Consider the following 16,959-nt stretch of genomic DNA (forward strand, 5'->3'; position numbering starts at 1 on the left):
GCGGGCGGGCGCCCGGCGCCCGCTTCACACCGCACGACCGAAGTACGTACCGGCTGGAGGACCAGTGCAGCAGTCTCCCGGGGGCCGTCCCCCCAAGGCCCGGTCTGTGCTGCTCGCCGAGGTGGCCCAGGCGACCCAGCGGCTGGCCGACGCCGGCGTGCCCTCGCCCCGTTTCGACGCCGAGGAGCTCGCCGCCCACGTGCACGGCGTGAAGCGGTCCCAGCTGCACATGGTGGGCGACGCGGACTTCGACGCCCGGTACTGGGAGGCGATCGCCCGCCGCGAGGCCCGCGAGCCGCTCCAGCACATCACCGGGCGCGCCTTCTTCCGGTACCTGGAACTGCACGTCGGCCCCGGGGTGTTCGTGCCCCGGCCGGAGACCGAGTCGGTGGTGGGCTGGGCCATAGACGCCGTCCGCGCGATGGACGTCGTCGAGCCGCTCATCGTCGACCTGTGCACCGGCTCCGGCGCCATCGCCCTCGCGCTCGCCCAGGAGGTCCCGCGCTCGCGGGTGCACGCCGTGGAGCTGTCCGAGGACGCCCTGGTGTGGACACGCAAGAACGTCGAGGGGTCCCGCGTCGTTCTCCATCAGGGCGACGCGCTGACCGCGCTGCCCGAGCTGGACGGCCAGGTCGACCTGGTCGTCTCCAACCCCCCGTACATCCCGCTGACCGAGTGGGAGCACGTGGCACCGGAGGCACGCGACCACGACCCCGAGCTCGCGCTCTTCTCCGGCGAGGACGGCCTGGACACCATCCGGGGCATCGAGCGCACCGCACACCGCCTGCTGCGGCCCGGCGGCGTCGTCGTGATCGAGCACGCCGACACCCAGGGCGGCCAGGTGCCGTGGATCTTCACCGAGGAGCGCGGCTGGGCGGACGCGGCCGACCACCCCGACCTGAACAACCGCCCGCGTTTCGCGACCGCCCGCAGGGCGACGCCGTGACCGTACCCGCAGCTCCCGACCGGGCCCCGGCCGCCGCCGGGCGCCGCCGCTCCCACCCCACCACCGTTCCGCACCAGGAGGCCCGCTAATGGCACGGCGATACGACTGCAGCGACGCGACCGACCGCGCGACCGGCCTGCGTGAGGCCGCCTCGGCGGTCCGGCGCGGGGAGCTGGTCGTGCTGCCGACCGACACCGTCTACGGGGTCGGCGCGGACGCCTTCAGCTCGGAGGCCGTCGGCGACCTCCTGGAGGCCAAGGGCCGCGGCCGCAACATGCCCTCGCCGGTCCTGGTCGGCTCCCCGAACACCCTGCACGGCCTGGTCACCGACTTCTCCGAGCAGGCCTGGGAGCTGGTCGACGCCTTCTGGCCCGGCGCGCTGACCCTGGTCGCCCGGCACCAGCCGTCGCTGACCTGGGACCTGGGGGAGACCCGTGGCACGGTGGCGGTACGGATGCCGCTGCACCCGGTCGCCATCGATCTGCTGACCGAGTTCGGCCCGATGGCCGTCTCCAGCGCCAACCTCACGGGACACCCGTCCCCGCAGGACTGCGACGCGGCCCAGGAGATGCTGGGCGACTCCATCTCCGTGTACCTCGACGGCGGGCCCACCCCGGCCGCCGTGCCGTCCTCCATCGTCGACGTCACCGGGAAGATCCCGCGGCTGCTGCGGGCCGGCGCGATCGACGCCGACGAGCTCCGCAAGGTCGTACCCGAGCTCGAGGTGGCCAATTGATGGCCCCGCAGGGGCGTGGCATAGCGGGAACGCAGGACGACTACACCTTCCGCATCCTCCACGTCAGCACCGGCAACGTCTGCCGCTCGCCGATCACCGAGCGGCTGCACCGCCATGGCCTGCAATGCAGACTCGGTACCGAGCTGACCAGCGGCATCGTGGTGGAGAGCGCCGGCACCTGGGGCCACGAGGGCGCCCCGATGGAGACCCACGCCGCCACCGTGCTGGCCGACTACGGCGCCGACCCCGACGGGTTCATCGGCCGTGAGCTGCTGGACGAGCACGTCATCCGCGCGGACCTGGTGCTCACCGCCACCCGCGACCACCGTGCCCAGGTCATCTCCATGGGCCACTCCGCGGGGCTGCGCACCTTCACCCTCAAGGAGTTCAACCGGCTGGTGAAGGCCATAGATCCGGCCACTCTTCCCGAGCCCGATCCGGCGCTGCCCGACGGCGGCCTGGTGGACCGCGCCCGCGCGCTGGTGGGCGCGGCGGCAGCGCTGCGCGGCTGGCTCCTCGCGCCGAACGCCGAGGCCGACGAGGTGCACGACCCCTACGGCGCGCCCATCACGTTCTTCCGCTCCATCGGCGACGAGATCAACCAGGCCCTCGACCCGGTCGTCACCGCTCTCACAGGAGTCCCCGCACGCGCCTGAGCGGCGATGTGAGGCAGGTCGTTACGTAACGACCCGGTCCGAGCCCCAGTCGTCCTCACACGCCCCTGTAGCCGCCCTGCCCGCCCGGTGGCCGTAAAGCGCCCCAACCACCCGCCCGGCCGCCCCGTCACGCCGTACACCGCGCCTGAGCGCCGTTCCGCGCCTACATTGGACGTACGTCCCCCGTACGAGGCCCGGAGCGAGCGATGTCAGCGACTCCCGCGTCCACCCGCAGCGCCACCCCGCACGCCCGGCCGGTCCGGCAGCAGAGCGACGGCCGGCCGCCCGGGAGCCCGGCCGCTGCGCCCTGGGGCGGGCCCGGCTTCGACCAGCTGCGCGCCCAGGACCCGCAGATCGCCGACGCGCTGCTCGGCGAGAGCGCCCGGCAGGCGTCGGGCCTCCAGCTGATCGCCGCGGAGAACTTCACCTCGCCCGCCGTGCTCGCCGCGCTCGGCTCCCCGCTCGCCAACAAGTACGCCGAGGGCTACCCCGGCGCGCGCCACCACGGCGGCTGCGAGCTGGTGGACTTCGCCGAGCGGACGGCGGTGGAGCGCGCCAAGGCCCTCTTCGGCGCCGAACACGCCAACGTGCAGGCCCACAGCGGCTCTTCGGCCGTGCTGGCCGCCTACGCAGCCCTGCTGCGCCCCGGGGACAGCGTGCTGGCCATGGCGCTGCCGCACGGCGGTCATCTGACGCACGGCTCGGCCGCCAACTTCTCCGGCCGCTGGTTCGACTTCGCCGGGTACGGCGTGGACCCCGACACCGGGCTGCTGGACTACGCCGCCATCCGGGAGCTGGCGGCGCGGCGCCGCCCCAAGGCCATCGTCTGCGGCTCGATCTCCTATCCACGCCACATCGACTACGCGGCCTTCCGGGAGATCGCCGACGAGGTGGGCGCGTACCTCATCGCGGACGCCGCGCACCCCATCGGGCTGGTGGCCGGGGGAGCGGCGCCGAACCCGGTGCCGTACGCCGACGTGGTGTGCGCGACCACCCACAAGGTCCTGCGCGGCCCGCGCGGCGGCATGATCCTGTGCGGCGCCGACCTGGCCGAGCGGATCGACCGGGCGGTGTTCCCGTTCACCCAGGGCGGTGCGCAGATGCACACGGTCGCGGCGAAGGCCGTCGCCTTCGGGGAGGCGTCGACGCCGGCGTTCGCGGCGTACGCCCATCGGGTGACGGGCAACGCGCGGACGCTCGCCGCGGCGCTGCAGGCCGAGGGGCTGACGGTGACCACCGGCGGCACCGACACCCACCTGATCACCGCGGACACCGCGCCGCTGGGGCTGGACGCCCGGACGGCGCGCGGGCGGCTGGCCGCGGCCGGCATCGTCCTGGACACCTGCGCGCTGCCCGGTCCGGCGGACGCCACGACGCGCAGGACCGGCATCCGGCTGGGCACCGCCGCCGTTTCCACGCAGGGGATGGGGGAAGCAGAGATGACACGCATCGGGGCACTGATCGGAGCGGCGCTGCGGGAGGACGGCACGGTTCGTGCGGGGACCACGGAACTGGTCCGGAACTTCCCGCCATATCCCCCACAGGCCTGAATCGGGGAACCGTTCGCGCGCGAGGAACGTCGTTACCTACATTCACGGCTGAGGGGCGGACACGCATATGGTGTGTGGCTGTGATGGCCAGCGATACCAATGGGGCAGCCCGTGCGTGAATACCTGCTGACGCTGTGCGTCACGGCCGCGGTCACTTACCTGCTGACCGGGCCGGTACGGAAATTCGCGATCGCGGCCGGCGCGATGCCGGAGATCCGCGCCCGCGACGTGCACCGCGAACCGACGCCGCGGCTCGGCGGCATCGCGATGTTCGGCGGTCTGTGCGCGGGTCTGCTCGTCTCCGCCCACTTCACGAACATCAAGAGCGTCTTCGAGTTCTCCAACGAGCCGCGGGCGCTCCTCTCGGGCGCCGCGCTGATCTGGATCCTCGGCGTCCTGGACGACAAGTGGGGCGTGGACGCGCTCATCAAGCTCGGCGGGCAGATGATCGCCGCGGGCGTGATGGTCCTCCAGGGTCTGACCATCCTGTGGATCCCGGTGCCCGGCGTCGGCACGGTCTCGCTGACCCCGATGCAGGGCACGCTGCTCACCGTCGCGCTGGTCGTGATCACCATCAACGCGGTGAACTTCGTCGACGGCCTGGACGGCCTCGCCTCCGGCATGGTGTGCATCGCGGCCGCGGCGTTCTTCATGTACGCGTACCGCATCTGGTACGGCTACGGCCTGGAGGCGGCGGCGCCCGCCTCGCTCTTCGCGGCGATCCTGATGGGCATGTGCCTGGGCTTCCTGCCGCACAACATGCACCCGGCGCGGATCTTCATGGGCGACTCGGGCTCGATGCTGATCGGGCTGGTGCTGGCGGCGGGCGCGATCTCCGTCACGGGTCAGGTGGACCCGGACGCGATGCAGCTGTTCGCCGGTTCGGAGCGGGCCGCGGTGCACACGATGGTGCCCGTCTACATCCCGCTGCTGCTGCCGCTGACCATCATCGCGGTGCCCTTCGCCGACCTGGTCCTGGCGATCGTGCGGCGGACCTGGAACGGCCAGTCGCCGTTCACCGCCGACCGCGGCCACCTGCACCACCGGCTGCTGGAGATCGGGCACTCGCACAGCCGCGCGGTGCTGATCATGTACTTCTGGTCGGCGCTGATCGCGTTCGGCGCGGTGGCGTACTCGGTGAACAACGCCAGCGTCTGGATCGTCCTGGGCATCGTCGCCCTGAGCGCCGTCGGCCTGGGCCTCCTGCTGCTGCCGCGGTTCACGCCGCGGGCGCCGCGCTGGGCGGAGCGGATGGTGCCCCCGCGGTACCGGCGCCGGGCCGTCGCGACCGACGCGGAGGGCGTGGCTCCGGAAGCCGGTTCCGCCGATGCGGAGTCGGGGGAGGAGCCGCGGGAAGCGGTGCCGGCCGGGATCAACGGCGCCACCGCGATCGGCGACCGGTCCCGTTTCCAGGACTGGCGACGGGTCGGCAGCCGGCACTGAACGAGAGGTTCCGGAAACTTCTTCGGAACGGGTTCGAGATTATGTTCGCCACACTGAAAATCGGACTATTCCGTGCTCATAGCACACAAAGTGGCGGCCGTCAGTGCACCAACGCGCGGAGTACTGCTCACGTGTGACAGGTAGCACACGAAGTAGGTAAAGACCTCATCAAATAGTTTGTGATACCGTTCACGAGACCCGGTGATAGAGCCGTAAGTCCCGAATCGATCGGGCCGCTCGGCTCGGCTGACCACCGTCGTACCGGGTCTACGCTCGTCCGCGAGCACACCCGCCCCCACCCCGCCGGAGCGCCGCCATGCAGTCACATGACGCTCGCCTGTTTCTTCGTGCCCTCGTACCCACGCTTGTCGTCGGCGCTCTCGCCGTCGTCGTCAGTGCGCTGGTCGCCGGCGGCAAGGGCGCGATCGGTGCCGTGTTCGGTGTGGCGCTGGTGCTCTTCGTGATGGGCATCAGCCTCGTCGTCCTCCAGCAGACCGCGAAGAAATACCCCGCGCTGTTCCAGATGATGGGGCTGCTGCTGTACGCGGTGCAGATCCTGTTCGTCGGGGTCTTTCTGCTCGCGTTCAAGGACACGTCTCTTTTTGATACGAAGGCCTTCGCGTTCACCCTGCTCGCCTCGACCCTCGTGTGGATCGCCGCACAGGCCCGCGGCTACATGAAGGCGAAGATTCTCTACGTCGACCCCGAAGCCGCGGAAGCCAAGCGCGCGGAAACGGCGGGGTCCGCGCCGTGAGACGTAGGGCCGGGATAAACGCAGCCGTGAGAGCCTGCTATCGTCCGGTGCCATCTGCGGCACAGTTGGCGCAGGCGGCGCGGCTCCCGAGTCCCCCGGGGCAGGAAGTACGAATCCTGCGGCCCCCGCCTGTGATGCGAACCGGCCCAGTGCCGATGTGCCGCCCCCAAATCCGTAAGACCAGTCCAGTGCCGTTCCGCGGATCAACGCCGCGCCGACACAACGAGGTTGCCGTACCTATGCGCCACGCTGAAGGAGCTCGCGGTGAGTGCTGACATGAATACGCTCGCCTTTAACACCGAGTGCCACCTCTTCATTCCAGGGTGTGGCTTCGAGGCTCCCGGCCTGCACTCGTTCGTCTTCGACCCGCTCTTCTCGATCGGCAGCTTCAACTTCAACAAGCCGATGCTGCTGGCCCTGGTCAGCACCGTCGTCGTGGTGTGGTTCTTCTGGGCTGCCTTCGGCCGGGCCAAGGTCGTGCCGGGCAAGATGCAGATGATCGCGGAGGCCGGCTACGACTTCGTGCGCCGCGGGCTCGTGTACGACGCGCTCGGCAAGAAGGAGGGCGACAAGTACGTCCCCTTCATGGTCGCGCTGTTCTTCTTCGTATGGGTCATGAACATCTGGTCGATCATTCCGGTCGCCCAGTTCCCGGTGACCTCGGTCATCGCGTTCCCCGCCGGCCTGGCCCTGATGGTCTGGCTGCTCTGGGTGACTCTGACCTTCAAGAAGCACGGTTTCGTCGGCGCCCTCAAGAACTTCACGGGCTACGACAAGTCGCTCGGCTGGGTCCTGCCGCTGCTGATGGTCATCGAGTTCTTCTCGAACCTGATCATCCGGCCCTTCACCCACGCGGTCCGGCTCTTCGCGAACATGTTCGCGGGCCACATGCTGATCGTGATGTTCACCATCGCCAGCTTCTACCTCGCGAACGGCGTCGGCTTCGTCTACGCGGGCGCGTCCTTCGTGATGACCCTTGTGATGACCGCCTTCGAGCTGTTCATCCAGGCCGTCCAGGCGTACGTCTTCGTGCTGCTGGCCTGCAACTACGTCCAGGGCGCGCTCGCCGAGCACCACTGAGCACCCCGCCTCCCCGATACACACCAGACGTCCGGTGGCCAACCCCCATCGGTCCTTGAAAGAGAAGGAAGAACCGGCATGTCCGCTCTCCAGACCCTTGCCTCCGCCGACGCGTTCACCGGCAGCGCCAGCGCGATCGGTTACGGCCTGGCCGCCATCGGCCCCGGCGTCGGCGTCGGCATCATCTTCGGTAACGGCACCCAGGCCCTGGCCCGCCAGCCCGAGGCCGCCGGCCTGATCCGCACCAACCAGATCATGGGTTTCGCCTTCTGTGAGGCGCTCGCCCTCATCGGCATCGTCATGGGCTTCGTTTACAAGTAAGCCGAAGCACTACGACGACCCTTATAGACGGAAGGCATTGACGTGACCCTGGTCAGCCTGGCGAGTGAGGTAGAGGTTCCGCAGAACCCCCTCATCCCGCCGATCCCAGAGCTTGTCATCGGCCTGATCGCCTTCTTCATCGTCTTCGGCTTCCTCGCCAAGAAGCTCCTCCCGAACATCAACAAGGTTCTGGACGAGCGCCGCGCGGCGATCGAAGGTGGCATGGAGAAGGCGGAGGCCGCCCAGGCCGAGGCCCAGCAGGTCCTGGAGGACTACCGGGCCCAGCTCGCCGACGCCCGCCACGAGGCCGCTCGTCTGCGCCAGGAGGCGCAGGAGCAGGGTGCCGCGCTCATCGCCGAGATGCGCGCGGAAGGCCAGCGGCAGCGTGAGGAAATCATCGCCGCCGGTCACACCCAGATCGAGGCGGACCGGAAGCAGGCCGCGCACACGCTGCGTCAGGACGTGGGCAAGCTCGCCACCGACCTGGCCGGCAAGCTCGTCGGTGAGTCCCTCGAGGACCACGCCCGGCAGAGCCGCACCATCGACCGCTTCCTCGACGAGCTCGAGGCCAAGGCGGCGACCGACACGGCGAAGGCCGAGGCCGGCCGATGAATGGAGCGAGCCGCGAGGCACTGGCCTCCGCACGCGAGCGTCTCGACGCACTGACGGACAACGCCTCCGTCGACGCGGCGAAGCTCGCCGAGGAGCTGGCTGCCGTCACCGCGCTGCTCGACCGCGAGGTGTCGCTGCGTCGGGTCCTCACCGACCCGGCGCAGGCCGGCGAGGCGAAGGCCGAGCTGGCCGGGCGCCTGCTGGGCAGCCAGGTCGGCGGCGAGACCGTCGATCTGGTCTCCGGCATGGTCCGCTCCCGCTGGTCGCAGTCGCGCGACCTGGTGGACGGCATCGAGGAGCTGGCGTTCAGCGCCGACCTCGTCGCCGCGCAGCGGGCCGGGGCGCTCGACGACGTGGAGGACGAGCTGTTCCGGTTCGGCCGGATCGTGTCCTCCTCGGCCGAGCTGCGCTCCGCACTGACCGACCGCCGGGCGGACGCCTCGGCCAAGGCCGAGCTGATTCGCTCGCTGCTGGGCGGCCGGGCGAACCCGGTCACCGAGCGCCTGGTCGTGCGACTCGTCGCACAGCCGCGGGGCCGTAGCCTGGAGGCGGGGCTGGATGCCCTGTCCAAGCTGGCCGCGCACCGCCGGGACCGGCTGGTCGCGGTGGTCACCTCCGCGGTGCCGATCAGCGAGAGCCAGAAGCAGCGCCTGGGCGCTGCCCTCACTTCGCTGTACGGCCGGCGGGTCCACCTGAACCTCGACGTGGACCCCGAGGTCCTCGGCGGCGTGCAGGTGCGCATCGGTGACGAGGTCATCAACGGGACCATCTCCGAGCGCCTGGACGAGGCGACCCGGCGGATGGCCGGCTGAAACAGCCAACCAACTCAACAGCATGAGCAGCGGCCCGAGTTGGGCCGTAACGCAGGGACAGCAACAGGGGGCGAACCCGCCCTCTGCCTGCGGCGGGGGGAGCCCCATACCCCGCAACAAGACTTCGGGCCCAACAAGGAGAGCAGGGAACCCAGATGGCGGAGCTCACGATCCGGCCGGAGGAGATCCGGGACGCGCTGGAGAACTTTGTCCAGGCGTACAAGCCGGACGCGGCCTCGCGCGAGGAGGTCGGGACGGTCAGCGAGGCCGGTGACGGCATCGCGAAGGTCGAGGGACTTCCCTCGGCGATGGCGAACGAACTGCTGAAGTTCGAGGACGGCACCCTCGGCCTCGCGCTGAACCTCGAAGAGCGCGAGATCGGTGCGGTCGTCCTCGGCGAGTTCAGCGGTATCGAGGAGGGCCAGCCGGTGCAGCGCACCGGTGAGGTGCTCTCGGTCGCCGTGGGCGAGGGCTACCTCGGCCGCGTCGTCGACCCGCTGGGCAACCCGATCGACGGCCTCGGCGAGATCGAGTCCGAGGGCCGCCGCGCCCTGGAGCTGCAGGCTCCGGGCGTCATGGTCCGTAAGTCGGTCCACGAGCCGATGCAGACCGGCTACAAGGCCGTCGACTCGATGGTGCCGATCGGCCGCGGTCAGCGTCAGCTGATCATCGGCGACCGCCAGACCGGCAAGACCGCGCTGGCCGTCGACACCATCATCAACCAGCGCGACAACTGGCGCTCGGGCGACCCGAAGAAGCAGGTCCGCTGCATCTACGTCGCGGTCGGCCAGAAGGGCTCCACCATCGCGTCCGTGCGCGGTGCCCTGGAGGAGGCCGGCGCCCTCGAGTACACGACGATCGTCGCGGCTCCGGCGTCCGACCCGGCCGGCTTCAAGTACCTCGCCCCCTACACCGGCAGCGCCATCGGCCAGCACTGGATGTACGAGGGCAAGCACGTCCTGATCATCTTCGACGACCTGTCGAAGCAGGCCGACGCCTACCGTGCCGTGTCGCTGCTGCTGCGCCGTCCGCCGGGCCGTGAGGCCTACCCGGGCGACGTCTTTTACCTGCACTCCCGTCTGCTGGAGCGTTGCGCGAAGCTGTCGGACGACATGGGCGCCGGCTCGATGACCGGTCTGCCGATCGTCGAGACCAAGGCGAACGACGTGTCGGCGTTCATTCCGACCAACGTCATCTCCATCACCGACGGTCAGTGCTTCCTGGAGTCCGACCTGTTCAACGCGGGCCAGCGCCCGGCGCTGAACGTCGGTATCTCCGTCTCCCGAGTCGGTGGCTCCGCCCAGCACAAGGCCATGAAGCAGGTCTCCGGCCGCCTCCGTGTGGACCTCGCCCAGTTCCGTGAGCTGGAGGCGTTCGCCGCCTTCGGTTCCGACCTGGACGCGGCCTCCAAGGCCCAGCTGTCCCGCGGTCAGCGCATGACCGAGCTGCTCAAGCAGGGTCAGTACCAGCCGATGCCCGTCGAGGAGCAGGTCGTCTCCATCTGGGCCGGTACCACCGGCAAGATGGACGACGTCCCGGTGGAGGACATCCGCCGCTTCGAGCGCGAGCTCCTGGACTGGATGGGCCGCGAGAAGAAGGAGCTGCTCACCAGCATCGTCGAGGGCGGCAAGATGTCCGACGACACCATCCAGGCCCTCACCGACTCGGTCTCCACCTTCAAGCAGCAGTTCGAGACCTCGGACGGCAAGCTGCTCGGTGAGGACGCTTCGGCCGGCGCCGCCAAGTGACGACGGAAGGGACCTGATCCATGGGAGCCCAGCTCCGGGTCTACAAGCGTCGCATCCGCTCCGTCACCGCGACCAAGAAGATCACCAAGGCGATGGAGATGATCGCCGCCTCGCGCATCGTCAAGGCGCAGCGCCAGGTGGCGGCATCGACGCCGTACGCGAGTGAACTGACCCGCGCGGTGACGGCGGTTGCTACCGGCTCGAACACCAACCACGCCCTGACGACCGAGGCGGAGAACCCGACCCGGGCCGCGGTGCTGCTCATCACGAGCGACCGCGGTCTCGCGGGCGGCTACTCCTCCAACGCCATCAAGGCCGCCGAGCAGCTCACCGAGCGGCTCAAGGGCGAGGGCAAGGAGGTCGACACCTACATCGTCGGCCGCAAGGGTGTGTCGTACTACGGCTTCCGCGAGCGCAAGGTCGAGGAGTCGTGGACCGGCTTCACCGACAGCCCGACGTACGCGGACGCCAAGGCCGTCGCCGCACCGCTCATCGAGACCGTCCGGAAGGACACGGCCGAGGGCGGCGTGGACGAGCTGCACATCGTCTTCACCGAGTTCGTTTCGATGATGACGCAGACGCCGGTCGACGACCGGCTGCTGCCGCTCAGCCTCGACGCGAAGGACGACGAGGACGGTGCCGCGGCCTCGAACGAGCTGCTGCCGCTGTTCGACTTCGAGCCGTCGGCGGAGGACGTCCTGGACGCCCTGCTGCCGCGGTACGTGGAGTCGCGCATCTACAACGCGCTGCTGCAGTCCGCCGCCTCCGAGCACGCCGCCCGCCGGCGCGCGATGAAGTCGGCGACGGACAACGCGGAAGAGCTCATCAAGTCGCTCTCGCGGCTTGCAAACCAGGCCCGCCAGGCCGAAATCACCCAGGAAATCAGCGAGATCGTCGGTGGCGCGAGCGCACTGGCCGACGCGACCGCGGGGAGTGACTGACAACTATGACCACCACTGTTGAGACGGCCACGGCGACGGGCCGCGTCGCGCGGGTCATCGGCCCGGTCGTCGACGTGGAGTTCCCCGTCGACGCGATGCCGGACATCTACAACGCGCTGACCGTCGAGGTCGACGACCCGGCCGAGGCCGGCGTCAAGAAGACGCTGACCCTCGAGGTCGCCCAGCACCTGGGCGACGGCATGGTCCGCGCGATCTCGATGCAGCCCACCGACGGTCTGGTCCGCCAGGCCGCGGTGACCGACACGGGCACGGGCATCACCGTCCCCGTCGGTGACGTCACCAAGGGCAAGGTGTTCAACACCCTCGGCGAGATCCTCAACAAGCCGGAGGCGGCTGCCGAGGTCACCGAGCGCTGGCCCATCCACCGCAAGGCCCCGACCTTCGACCAGCTCGAGTCCAAGACCGAGATGTTCGAGACCGGCGTCAAGGTCATCGACCTGCTGACCCCGTACGTCAAGGGCGGCAAGATCGGTCTGTTCGGTGGTGCCGGTGTCGGCAAGACCGTTCTGATCCAGGAAATGATCTACCGTGTGGCCAACAACCACGACGGTGTGTCGGTGTTCGCGGGCGTCGGCGAGCGCACCCGTGAGGGCAACGACCTCATCGAGGAGATGACGGACTCCGGCGTCATCGACAAGACCGCGCTGGTCTTCGGCCAGATGGACGAGCCCCCGGGCACCCGTCTGCGGGTCGCGCTGGCCGGTCTGACGATGGCGGAGTACTTCCGTGACGTCCAGAAGCAGGACGTCCTCTTCTTCATCGACAACATCTTCCGGTACACCCAGGCGGGTTCCGAGGTGTCCACCCTGCTGGGCCGCATGCCCTCCGCGGTGGGTTACCAGCCGAACCTGGCGGACGAGATGGGCCTCCTGCAGGAGCGCATCACCTCGACCCGTGGTCACTCGATCACCTCGATGCAGGCGATCTACGTCCCCGCGGACGACCTGACCGACCCGGCGCCGGCCACCACCTTCGCGCACCTGGACGCCACGACCGTTCTGTCGCGTCCGATCTCGGAGAAGGGCATCTACCCGGCGGTGGACCCGCTGGACTCGACGTCCCGCATCCTGGACCCGCGGTACATCACGCAGGAGCACTACGACTGCGCCTCCCGCGTGAAGACGATCCTGCAGAAGTACAAGGACCTGCAGGACATCATCGCGATTCTCGGTATCGACGAGCTGGGCGAGGAGGACAAGCTCGTTGTCCACCGTGCCCGTCGTGTCGAGCGCTTCCTGTCGCAGAACACCCACGTGGCGAAGCAGTTCACCGGTGTCGACGGTTCGGACGTGTCGCTGGACGAGTCCATCTCGGCCTTCAACGCGATCTGCGACGGTGAGTACGACCACTTCCCCGAGCAGGCGTTCTTCATGTGCGGTGGCATTGAGGACCTCAAGGCCAACGCCAAGGAGCTGGGCGTCTCCTGACCCCGGCTTCCGGTTCCGGGGGCGGCCGTGGCCGCCCCCGGCGCCGACGCCCACTAGTATTTGACCCGACATCTGCTGATCCCGGCAGGTGAAGACCCGAGGAGCCATCGTGGCTGAGCTGCACGTCGAGTTGGTCGCCGCGGACCGTCAGGTCTGGTCCGGCGAGGCCAGCCTGGTCGTCGCGCGCACCTCGTCGGGCGACATCGGCGTCATGCCCGGTCACCAGCCGCTGCTCGGCGTGCTGGAGTCCGGTCCGGTGACGATTCGTACGACCGGCGAGAGCGGCGACGGCACCGTCGTTGCCGCGGTGCACGGCGGCTTCATCTCGTTCGCCGACAACAAGCTTTCTCTGCTCGCGGAGATCGCCGAGCTGTCGGACGAGATCGATGTCCAGCGCGCGGAGCGGGCCTTGGAGCGGGCGAAGTCGGAGGCCGACGCGGCCGCCGAGCGCCGCGCCGATGTCCGGCTGCGTGCGGTGGCAGGCGTTCACTGAACCCTGTCACAGACGAGCTTTACCCTCAGCCGCGGGCTGCGCTGGAATTCTCCAGAGCGGTCCGCGGCTGAGCCGATGCAGGTGCGTAACCGTATTCGAGGCGAGGAGGTCGGTGGAGATGGTCCTCGCTCTGTGTGTGAGTGCCGCGGTCGTCGTCCTGGTACTACTGGGGCTCTTCGTCTTCGGACTGCGACGGCGGCTGATCCAGCGGTCCGGCGGCACGTTCGACTGCAGTCTGCGCTGGGACGTGCCCGCCGCGGCGGCCGTCACGACGCCGGACGGCGAGCCCAGCGGCAAAGGCTGGATCTACGGCGTGGCCCGGTACAACGGTGACCGCGTCGAGTGGTTCCGGGTCTTCTCCTATGCGCCGCGCCCACGGCGCATCCTGGAGCGGGCCTCCATCGAGGTACTGGAGCGGCGCAGCCCGGAGGGCGAGGAGGAGCTGGCCCTGCTCTCCGACTCCATCGTCCTCGCCTGCCGGCATCGGGGCACGCGCCTGGAGCTGGCGATGAGCGAGGACGCGCTCACGGGCTTCCTCGCCTGGCTGGAGGCGGCACCACCCGGACAGAGAGTCAACGTGGCTTGACGACTGTCCGGGTTTTCTGTTTTCCGGGGGCCGCTCCTCCGGGGAACGCGTTCCGGTAGGTGCCGCGGGCCCGGTCCCGCGTCAGGCGTGCTCGCGGCCGAGGCCCAGTTCCTGGGCGAGCACGGCGGCCTGCACCCGGCTGCGCAGGTCCAGCTTGTTCAGCAACCTGCTGACGTGCGTCTTCACCGTCGCCTCCGCCATGTCCAGGCGGGCCGCGACGTCCGCGTTGGACAGCCCTTCGCCCAGGCAGCCCAGCACCTCGCGCTCCCGCGGGGTGAGCACGTCGAGGACGGCGGTGTCCTGGGCCGCGGCGGCCGGGCGCGGCGCCGCGAACTCCGCGATCAGCCGCCGGGTCACGGCGGGCGCGATGATCCCCTCGCCGGCCGCCACCGTGCGGACCGCCGCCAGCAGCTCCGCCGCGTCGCTGGTCTTCAGCAGGAATCCGGCCGCGCCCGCGCGCAGCGCCCCGAAGACGTACTCGTCCAGGTCGAAGGTGGTCAGCACCAGGACGTCGGCCAGGCCCCGAGCGGTGATCTCGCGGGTGGCCGAGACGCCGTCCAGCCGGGGCATCTGGACGTCCATCAGCACCAGGTCCGGGCGGAGCCCGGCGGCCAGCCGGACCGCCTCCTCGCCGTCCGCCGCTTCCCCGGCCACCTCGATGTCGGGCGCCGAGCGCAGGATGAGGACCAGGCCCGCGCGGACGGCCGACTGGTCCTCGGCCACCAGGACCCGGATCGGACGGTCGGTGCGGTCGGTCATCGGGGGTGCTCCTTCTCGTCGGCGGGCAGTGTCGCCCGTACGCGCCATACGTCTCCGTCGGGGGCCGCGTCGAACGTCCCGTGCAGCAGGGCGGCCCGCTCCCGCATGCCCACCAGTCCGGAGCCGGAGCCGGGCGCGCTCGGGCCCGGGCGCCGGCCGTAGGGGCTGGTGACGGCGAGCGACAGGGCGCCGTCGGCGCGTGCGAGGCGTACGGTCACTTCGCCGGGCGCCGCGTGCTTGAGCGCGTTCGTCACGGACTCCTGGACGATCCGGTACGCGGCCAGCTCCACCGGGGCCGCGAGCGCGGAGCCGTCGGGCGGGCGCTCGTCGGCGAGGGTGAAGGTGAGGCCGCTGCCGGCGCCGTGGCCGCGGGCGCGCTCCAGGAGGGCGTCCAGGGCGTCGAGCCGGGGCGTGGCGGCCGGCGCGTCCTGGGCCCCGGCGTCCCGCAGGAGGCCGATGAGGCGGCGCATCTCCGCCAGGCCCTGCACGCTGTTCTCGCGGATGACGCCGAGCGCGTCGCCGGTCGCTCCCGGGTCGTCGAGGGACTGGGCGGCGGTGGCGTGGATGGCGATGGCCGAGAGGTGGTTGGCGACCATGTCGTGCAGCTCGCGGGCCATCCGGGCGCGCTCGGACAGGACGGCCTCCCGGCGGTCCAGCTCGGCCAGCAGCGCGGTCTGCTCGGCGCGCAGCCGGGCGGCCTGGGCGGCCTCGCGATGGCTGCGGATGATGACCGCGGTCCAGGCCGGGCCGATCGTGCCGACGCCGACCGCGACGCCGATGAGCAGCGCCTGCGGGTCGCGGAGCAGGGCGACGGGCAGCAGGGTGGCGAGGACGGTGACCAGGACGCAGGCGCGGGGGATGCGGCGGGCCGCGGCCGGGGTGCCGTACATGACGGCCGCGTAGATCACGTCGGTGAACATCAGCACGGTGGCGATCACCGTGCCGCTGAGCACGTCGAGGACCATCGCCGCCACGCCGACGGCCAGGGCCGTGCCGGGCGCGGTGCGGCGCAGCAGCTCGGCGCCGGACATCAGGGCGAGGGCGGCGAGCGCGAGCTGCGCGGGCAGCAGGGGCGGGCCGCCGTGCAGTCCGAGGAACCACAGCAGTACGCCCCCGAGCAGGCCGGACACCGCGATGAGGACGTCGTCGCGGTGCGGGCGGCCGGGGGCGGCGAAGGGGCTCACCCTGCCATCCAACACGGCTGCGCCGGTCCGGGCCTCCCTATCGGCGACGATCCGCCGCCGGCGCCGCGTACATCGAAGGATGCAGTGCCGGATCGTCACGGGCGACGACGAATCGGGGGCGCGGGGCGCGGAGGCTGGAGGGGAGGGAGAGGAGCGAACCGTGATCGTGACGCTGGTCGTGCTGTGCGAGGTCGGGTTCTGGGTGCTGCTGGCCGCGGGGCTGGCGCTGCGCTATCTGGCGCGGATGCCGCGCACCGGGGCCGCGGTGCTGCTGATGGAGCCGCTGCTGGAGCTGGTCCTGCTCGTGGTGACGGTGATCGACCTGCGCAACGGTGCGCAGGCGGACTGGAAACACGGGCTGGCCGCGGTCTACATCGGCTTCACGGTCGCCTACGGCCACTACACGATCCGGTGGGCGGACGGGCAGTTCGCGTACCGCTTCGCGGGCGGGCCGAAGCCGCCGGGTGCCGGGTACGGCCGGGCGCGTGCGGTGCACGAGTGGAAGCTGTGGCTGCGCACGGTGGTGATGGGCGCGGTCGCGGCCGGGCTGCTCCAGGCGGCGGTCTGGTACGTGGGCGACGGCGACACCGCCTCGCTGCGGTCCTGGCAGGCCACCGCGGCCCGCATCGTGGGCATCCACGGGCTGATCGCCCTCACGTACACGATCTGGCCGAAGCAGCCGAAGAAGGGCGAGCGGGAGCCGGACGCGGCACGGGAGGCGTCCGGGGCCGACGCGGGGGAGCGGCCCCGGACCCTGACCAAGCCCTGATCAGCGCTCGCCGCCGGGTACCCACAGCACGTCGCCCAGCTCCTTGTTCGCCGTGCGGGCCAGGATGCTGTGTTTTTCGGGGGGCGACCCCCGGGCCCCCGGCCGGGCTGAGGCGACGTGT

At 70.5% G+C, this 16,959-nt stretch carries 18 protein-coding genes; 16 read left to right on the forward strand and 2 right to left on the reverse strand.

The window, feature by feature from the left end:
• Positions 1-64: 64 nt before the first annotated feature.
• The 15 genes from prmC to ABZ840_RS09040 all read left to right on the forward strand — a co-directional run bounded on the left by prmC (position 65) and on the right by ABZ840_RS09040 (position 14,126).
• Positions 65-946 carry a peptide chain release factor N(5)-glutamine methyltransferase gene (prmC, locus tag ABZ840_RS08970; RefSeq protein WP_361555635.1) on the forward strand — a complete coding sequence of 294 codons (882 nt, stop codon included), beginning with the start codon at positions 65-67 and terminating at the stop codon, positions 944-946.
• An 88-nt stretch (positions 947-1,034) separates the two neighbouring features.
• Positions 1,035-1,682 (forward strand): L-threonylcarbamoyladenylate synthase, encoded by a 648-nt coding sequence (locus ABZ840_RS08975; RefSeq protein ID WP_361555638.1) that lies wholly within the window; start codon positions 1,035-1,037, stop codon positions 1,680-1,682.
• Positions 1,679-2,338, forward strand: coding sequence for a protein-tyrosine-phosphatase (locus tag ABZ840_RS08980; RefSeq protein ID WP_361555641.1), 660 nt, complete (start codon positions 1,679-1,681; stop codon positions 2,336-2,338). The genes ABZ840_RS08975 and ABZ840_RS08980 overlap by 4 nt, the downstream gene beginning before the upstream one ends.
• A gap of 206 nt (positions 2,339-2,544) precedes the next feature.
• Positions 2,545-3,888, forward strand: a complete 1,344-nt coding sequence (glyA, locus tag ABZ840_RS08985) for a serine hydroxymethyltransferase (protein WP_361555644.1) — start codon at positions 2,545-2,547, stop codon at positions 3,886-3,888.
• Positions 3,889-3,987: 99 nt separating this feature from the next.
• Complete coding sequence (locus tag ABZ840_RS08990) at positions 3,988-5,331, forward strand: MraY family glycosyltransferase (RefSeq protein WP_361555647.1); 1,344 nt, start codon at positions 3,988-3,990, stop codon at positions 5,329-5,331.
• A 316-nt stretch (positions 5,332-5,647) separates the two neighbouring features.
• On the forward strand, positions 5,648-6,085 hold the full coding sequence (locus tag ABZ840_RS08995) for a hypothetical protein (protein WP_361555650.1): 438 nt from the start codon (positions 5,648-5,650) through the stop codon (positions 6,083-6,085).
• A gap of 276 nt (positions 6,086-6,361) precedes the next feature.
• Positions 6,362-7,165 (forward strand): F0F1 ATP synthase subunit A, encoded by an 804-nt coding sequence (gene atpB, locus ABZ840_RS09000; protein ID WP_361556545.1) that lies wholly within the window; start codon positions 6,362-6,364, stop codon positions 7,163-7,165.
• Between the two features lie 78 nt (positions 7,166-7,243).
• Positions 7,244-7,486: an ATP synthase F0 subunit C gene (gene atpE / locus ABZ840_RS09005; RefSeq protein ID WP_143940224.1), complete on the forward strand. Its 243-nt coding sequence runs from the start codon at positions 7,244-7,246 to the stop codon at positions 7,484-7,486.
• A gap of 42 nt (positions 7,487-7,528) precedes the next feature.
• Entirely contained in the window at positions 7,529-8,098 is a 570-nt protein-coding gene (locus tag ABZ840_RS09010) for a F0F1 ATP synthase subunit B (protein WP_361555653.1), read from the forward strand.
• A complete protein-coding gene (locus ABZ840_RS09015; protein WP_361555656.1) occupies positions 8,095-8,910 on the forward strand; it encodes a F0F1 ATP synthase subunit delta in 816 nt (271 codons plus the stop codon). Before ABZ840_RS09010 ends, ABZ840_RS09015 begins: the two co-directional genes overlap by 4 nt.
• Positions 8,911-9,065: 155 nt before the next feature.
• Positions 9,066-10,658, forward strand: a complete 1,593-nt coding sequence (gene atpA / locus ABZ840_RS09020; protein WP_361555659.1) for a F0F1 ATP synthase subunit alpha — start codon at positions 9,066-9,068, stop codon at positions 10,656-10,658.
• A gap of 20 nt (positions 10,659-10,678) precedes the next feature.
• A complete protein-coding gene (locus ABZ840_RS09025) occupies positions 10,679-11,599 on the forward strand; it encodes a F0F1 ATP synthase subunit gamma (RefSeq protein ID WP_361555662.1) in 921 nt (306 codons plus the stop codon).
• 5 nt (positions 11,600-11,604) lie between these two features.
• Positions 11,605-13,047, forward strand: coding sequence for a F0F1 ATP synthase subunit beta (gene atpD, locus ABZ840_RS09030; RefSeq protein ID WP_361555665.1), 1,443 nt, complete (start codon positions 11,605-11,607; stop codon positions 13,045-13,047).
• Positions 13,048-13,156: 109 nt separating this feature from the next.
• Entirely contained in the window at positions 13,157-13,540 is a 384-nt protein-coding gene (locus ABZ840_RS09035; RefSeq protein ID WP_030258514.1) for a F0F1 ATP synthase subunit epsilon, read from the forward strand.
• A 118-nt stretch (positions 13,541-13,658) separates the two neighbouring features.
• Positions 13,659-14,126: a DUF2550 domain-containing protein gene (locus tag ABZ840_RS09040; RefSeq protein ID WP_052865207.1), complete on the forward strand. Its 468-nt coding sequence runs from the start codon at positions 13,659-13,661 to the stop codon at positions 14,124-14,126.
• An 81-nt stretch (positions 14,127-14,207) separates the two neighbouring features.
• On the opposite strand, the gene ABZ840_RS09045 is transcribed toward ABZ840_RS09040, so the two are convergent.
• Both ABZ840_RS09045 and ABZ840_RS09050 read right to left on the reverse strand, forming a co-directional pair.
• On the reverse strand, positions 14,208-14,885 hold the full coding sequence (locus ABZ840_RS09045) for a response regulator transcription factor (protein ID WP_361555670.1): 678 nt from the start codon (positions 14,883-14,885) through the stop codon (positions 14,208-14,210).
• Positions 14,882-16,069: a histidine kinase gene (locus tag ABZ840_RS09050; RefSeq protein ID WP_361555673.1), complete on the reverse strand. Its 1,188-nt coding sequence runs from the start codon at positions 16,067-16,069 to the stop codon at positions 14,882-14,884. The genes ABZ840_RS09045 and ABZ840_RS09050 overlap by 4 nt, the downstream gene beginning before the upstream one ends.
• A gap of 160 nt (positions 16,070-16,229) precedes the next feature.
• On the opposite strand from ABZ840_RS09050, the gene ABZ840_RS09055 reads away from it, so the two are divergent.
• Complete coding sequence (locus tag ABZ840_RS09055) at positions 16,230-16,838, forward strand: hypothetical protein (protein ID WP_361555676.1); 609 nt, start codon at positions 16,230-16,232, stop codon at positions 16,836-16,838.
• Positions 16,839-16,959: the final 121 nt, after the last annotated feature.

Origin of the sequence: Streptomyces sp. NPDC047117, from assembly GCF_040643545.1 — a bacterium.
GTDB lineage: Bacteria > Actinomycetota > Actinomycetes > Streptomycetales > Streptomycetaceae > Streptomyces.

Excerpts from the sequence above, each read along its gene's own strand:
- ABZ840_RS08995 (WP_361555650.1), top strand. The coding sequence starts at position 5,648 with ATGCAGTCACATGACGCTCGCCTGTTTCTTCGTGCCCTCGTACCCACG.
- glyA (WP_361555644.1), top strand. The coding sequence starts at position 2,545 with ATGTCAGCGACTCCCGCGTCCACCCGCAGCGCCACCCCGCACGCCCGG.
- atpD (WP_361555665.1), top strand. The coding sequence starts at position 11,605 with ATGACCACCACTGTTGAGACGGCCACGGCGACGGGCCGCGTCGCGCGG.
- atpE (WP_143940224.1), top strand. The coding sequence starts at position 7,244 with ATGTCCGCTCTCCAGACCCTTGCCTCCGCCGACGCGTTCACCGGCAGC.
- atpB (WP_361556545.1), top strand. The coding sequence starts at position 6,362 with ATGAATACGCTCGCCTTTAACACCGAGTGCCACCTCTTCATTCCAGGG.
- ABZ840_RS09015 (WP_361555656.1), top strand. The coding sequence starts at position 8,095 with ATGAATGGAGCGAGCCGCGAGGCACTGGCCTCCGCACGCGAGCGTCTC.
- ABZ840_RS09025 (WP_361555662.1), top strand. The coding sequence starts at position 10,679 with ATGGGAGCCCAGCTCCGGGTCTACAAGCGTCGCATCCGCTCCGTCACC.
- ABZ840_RS09040 (WP_052865207.1), top strand. The coding sequence starts at position 13,659 with ATGGTCCTCGCTCTGTGTGTGAGTGCCGCGGTCGTCGTCCTGGTACTA.
- ABZ840_RS09045 (WP_361555670.1), bottom strand. The coding sequence starts at position 14,885 with ATGACCGACCGCACCGACCGTCCGATCCGGGTCCTGGTGGCCGAGGAC.
- ABZ840_RS08975 (WP_361555638.1), top strand. The coding sequence starts at position 1,035 with ATGGCACGGCGATACGACTGCAGCGACGCGACCGACCGCGCGACCGGC.
- atpA (WP_361555659.1), top strand. The coding sequence starts at position 9,066 with ATGGCGGAGCTCACGATCCGGCCGGAGGAGATCCGGGACGCGCTGGAG.
- ABZ840_RS08990 (WP_361555647.1), top strand. The coding sequence starts at position 3,988 with ATGGGGCAGCCCGTGCGTGAATACCTGCTGACGCTGTGCGTCACGGCC.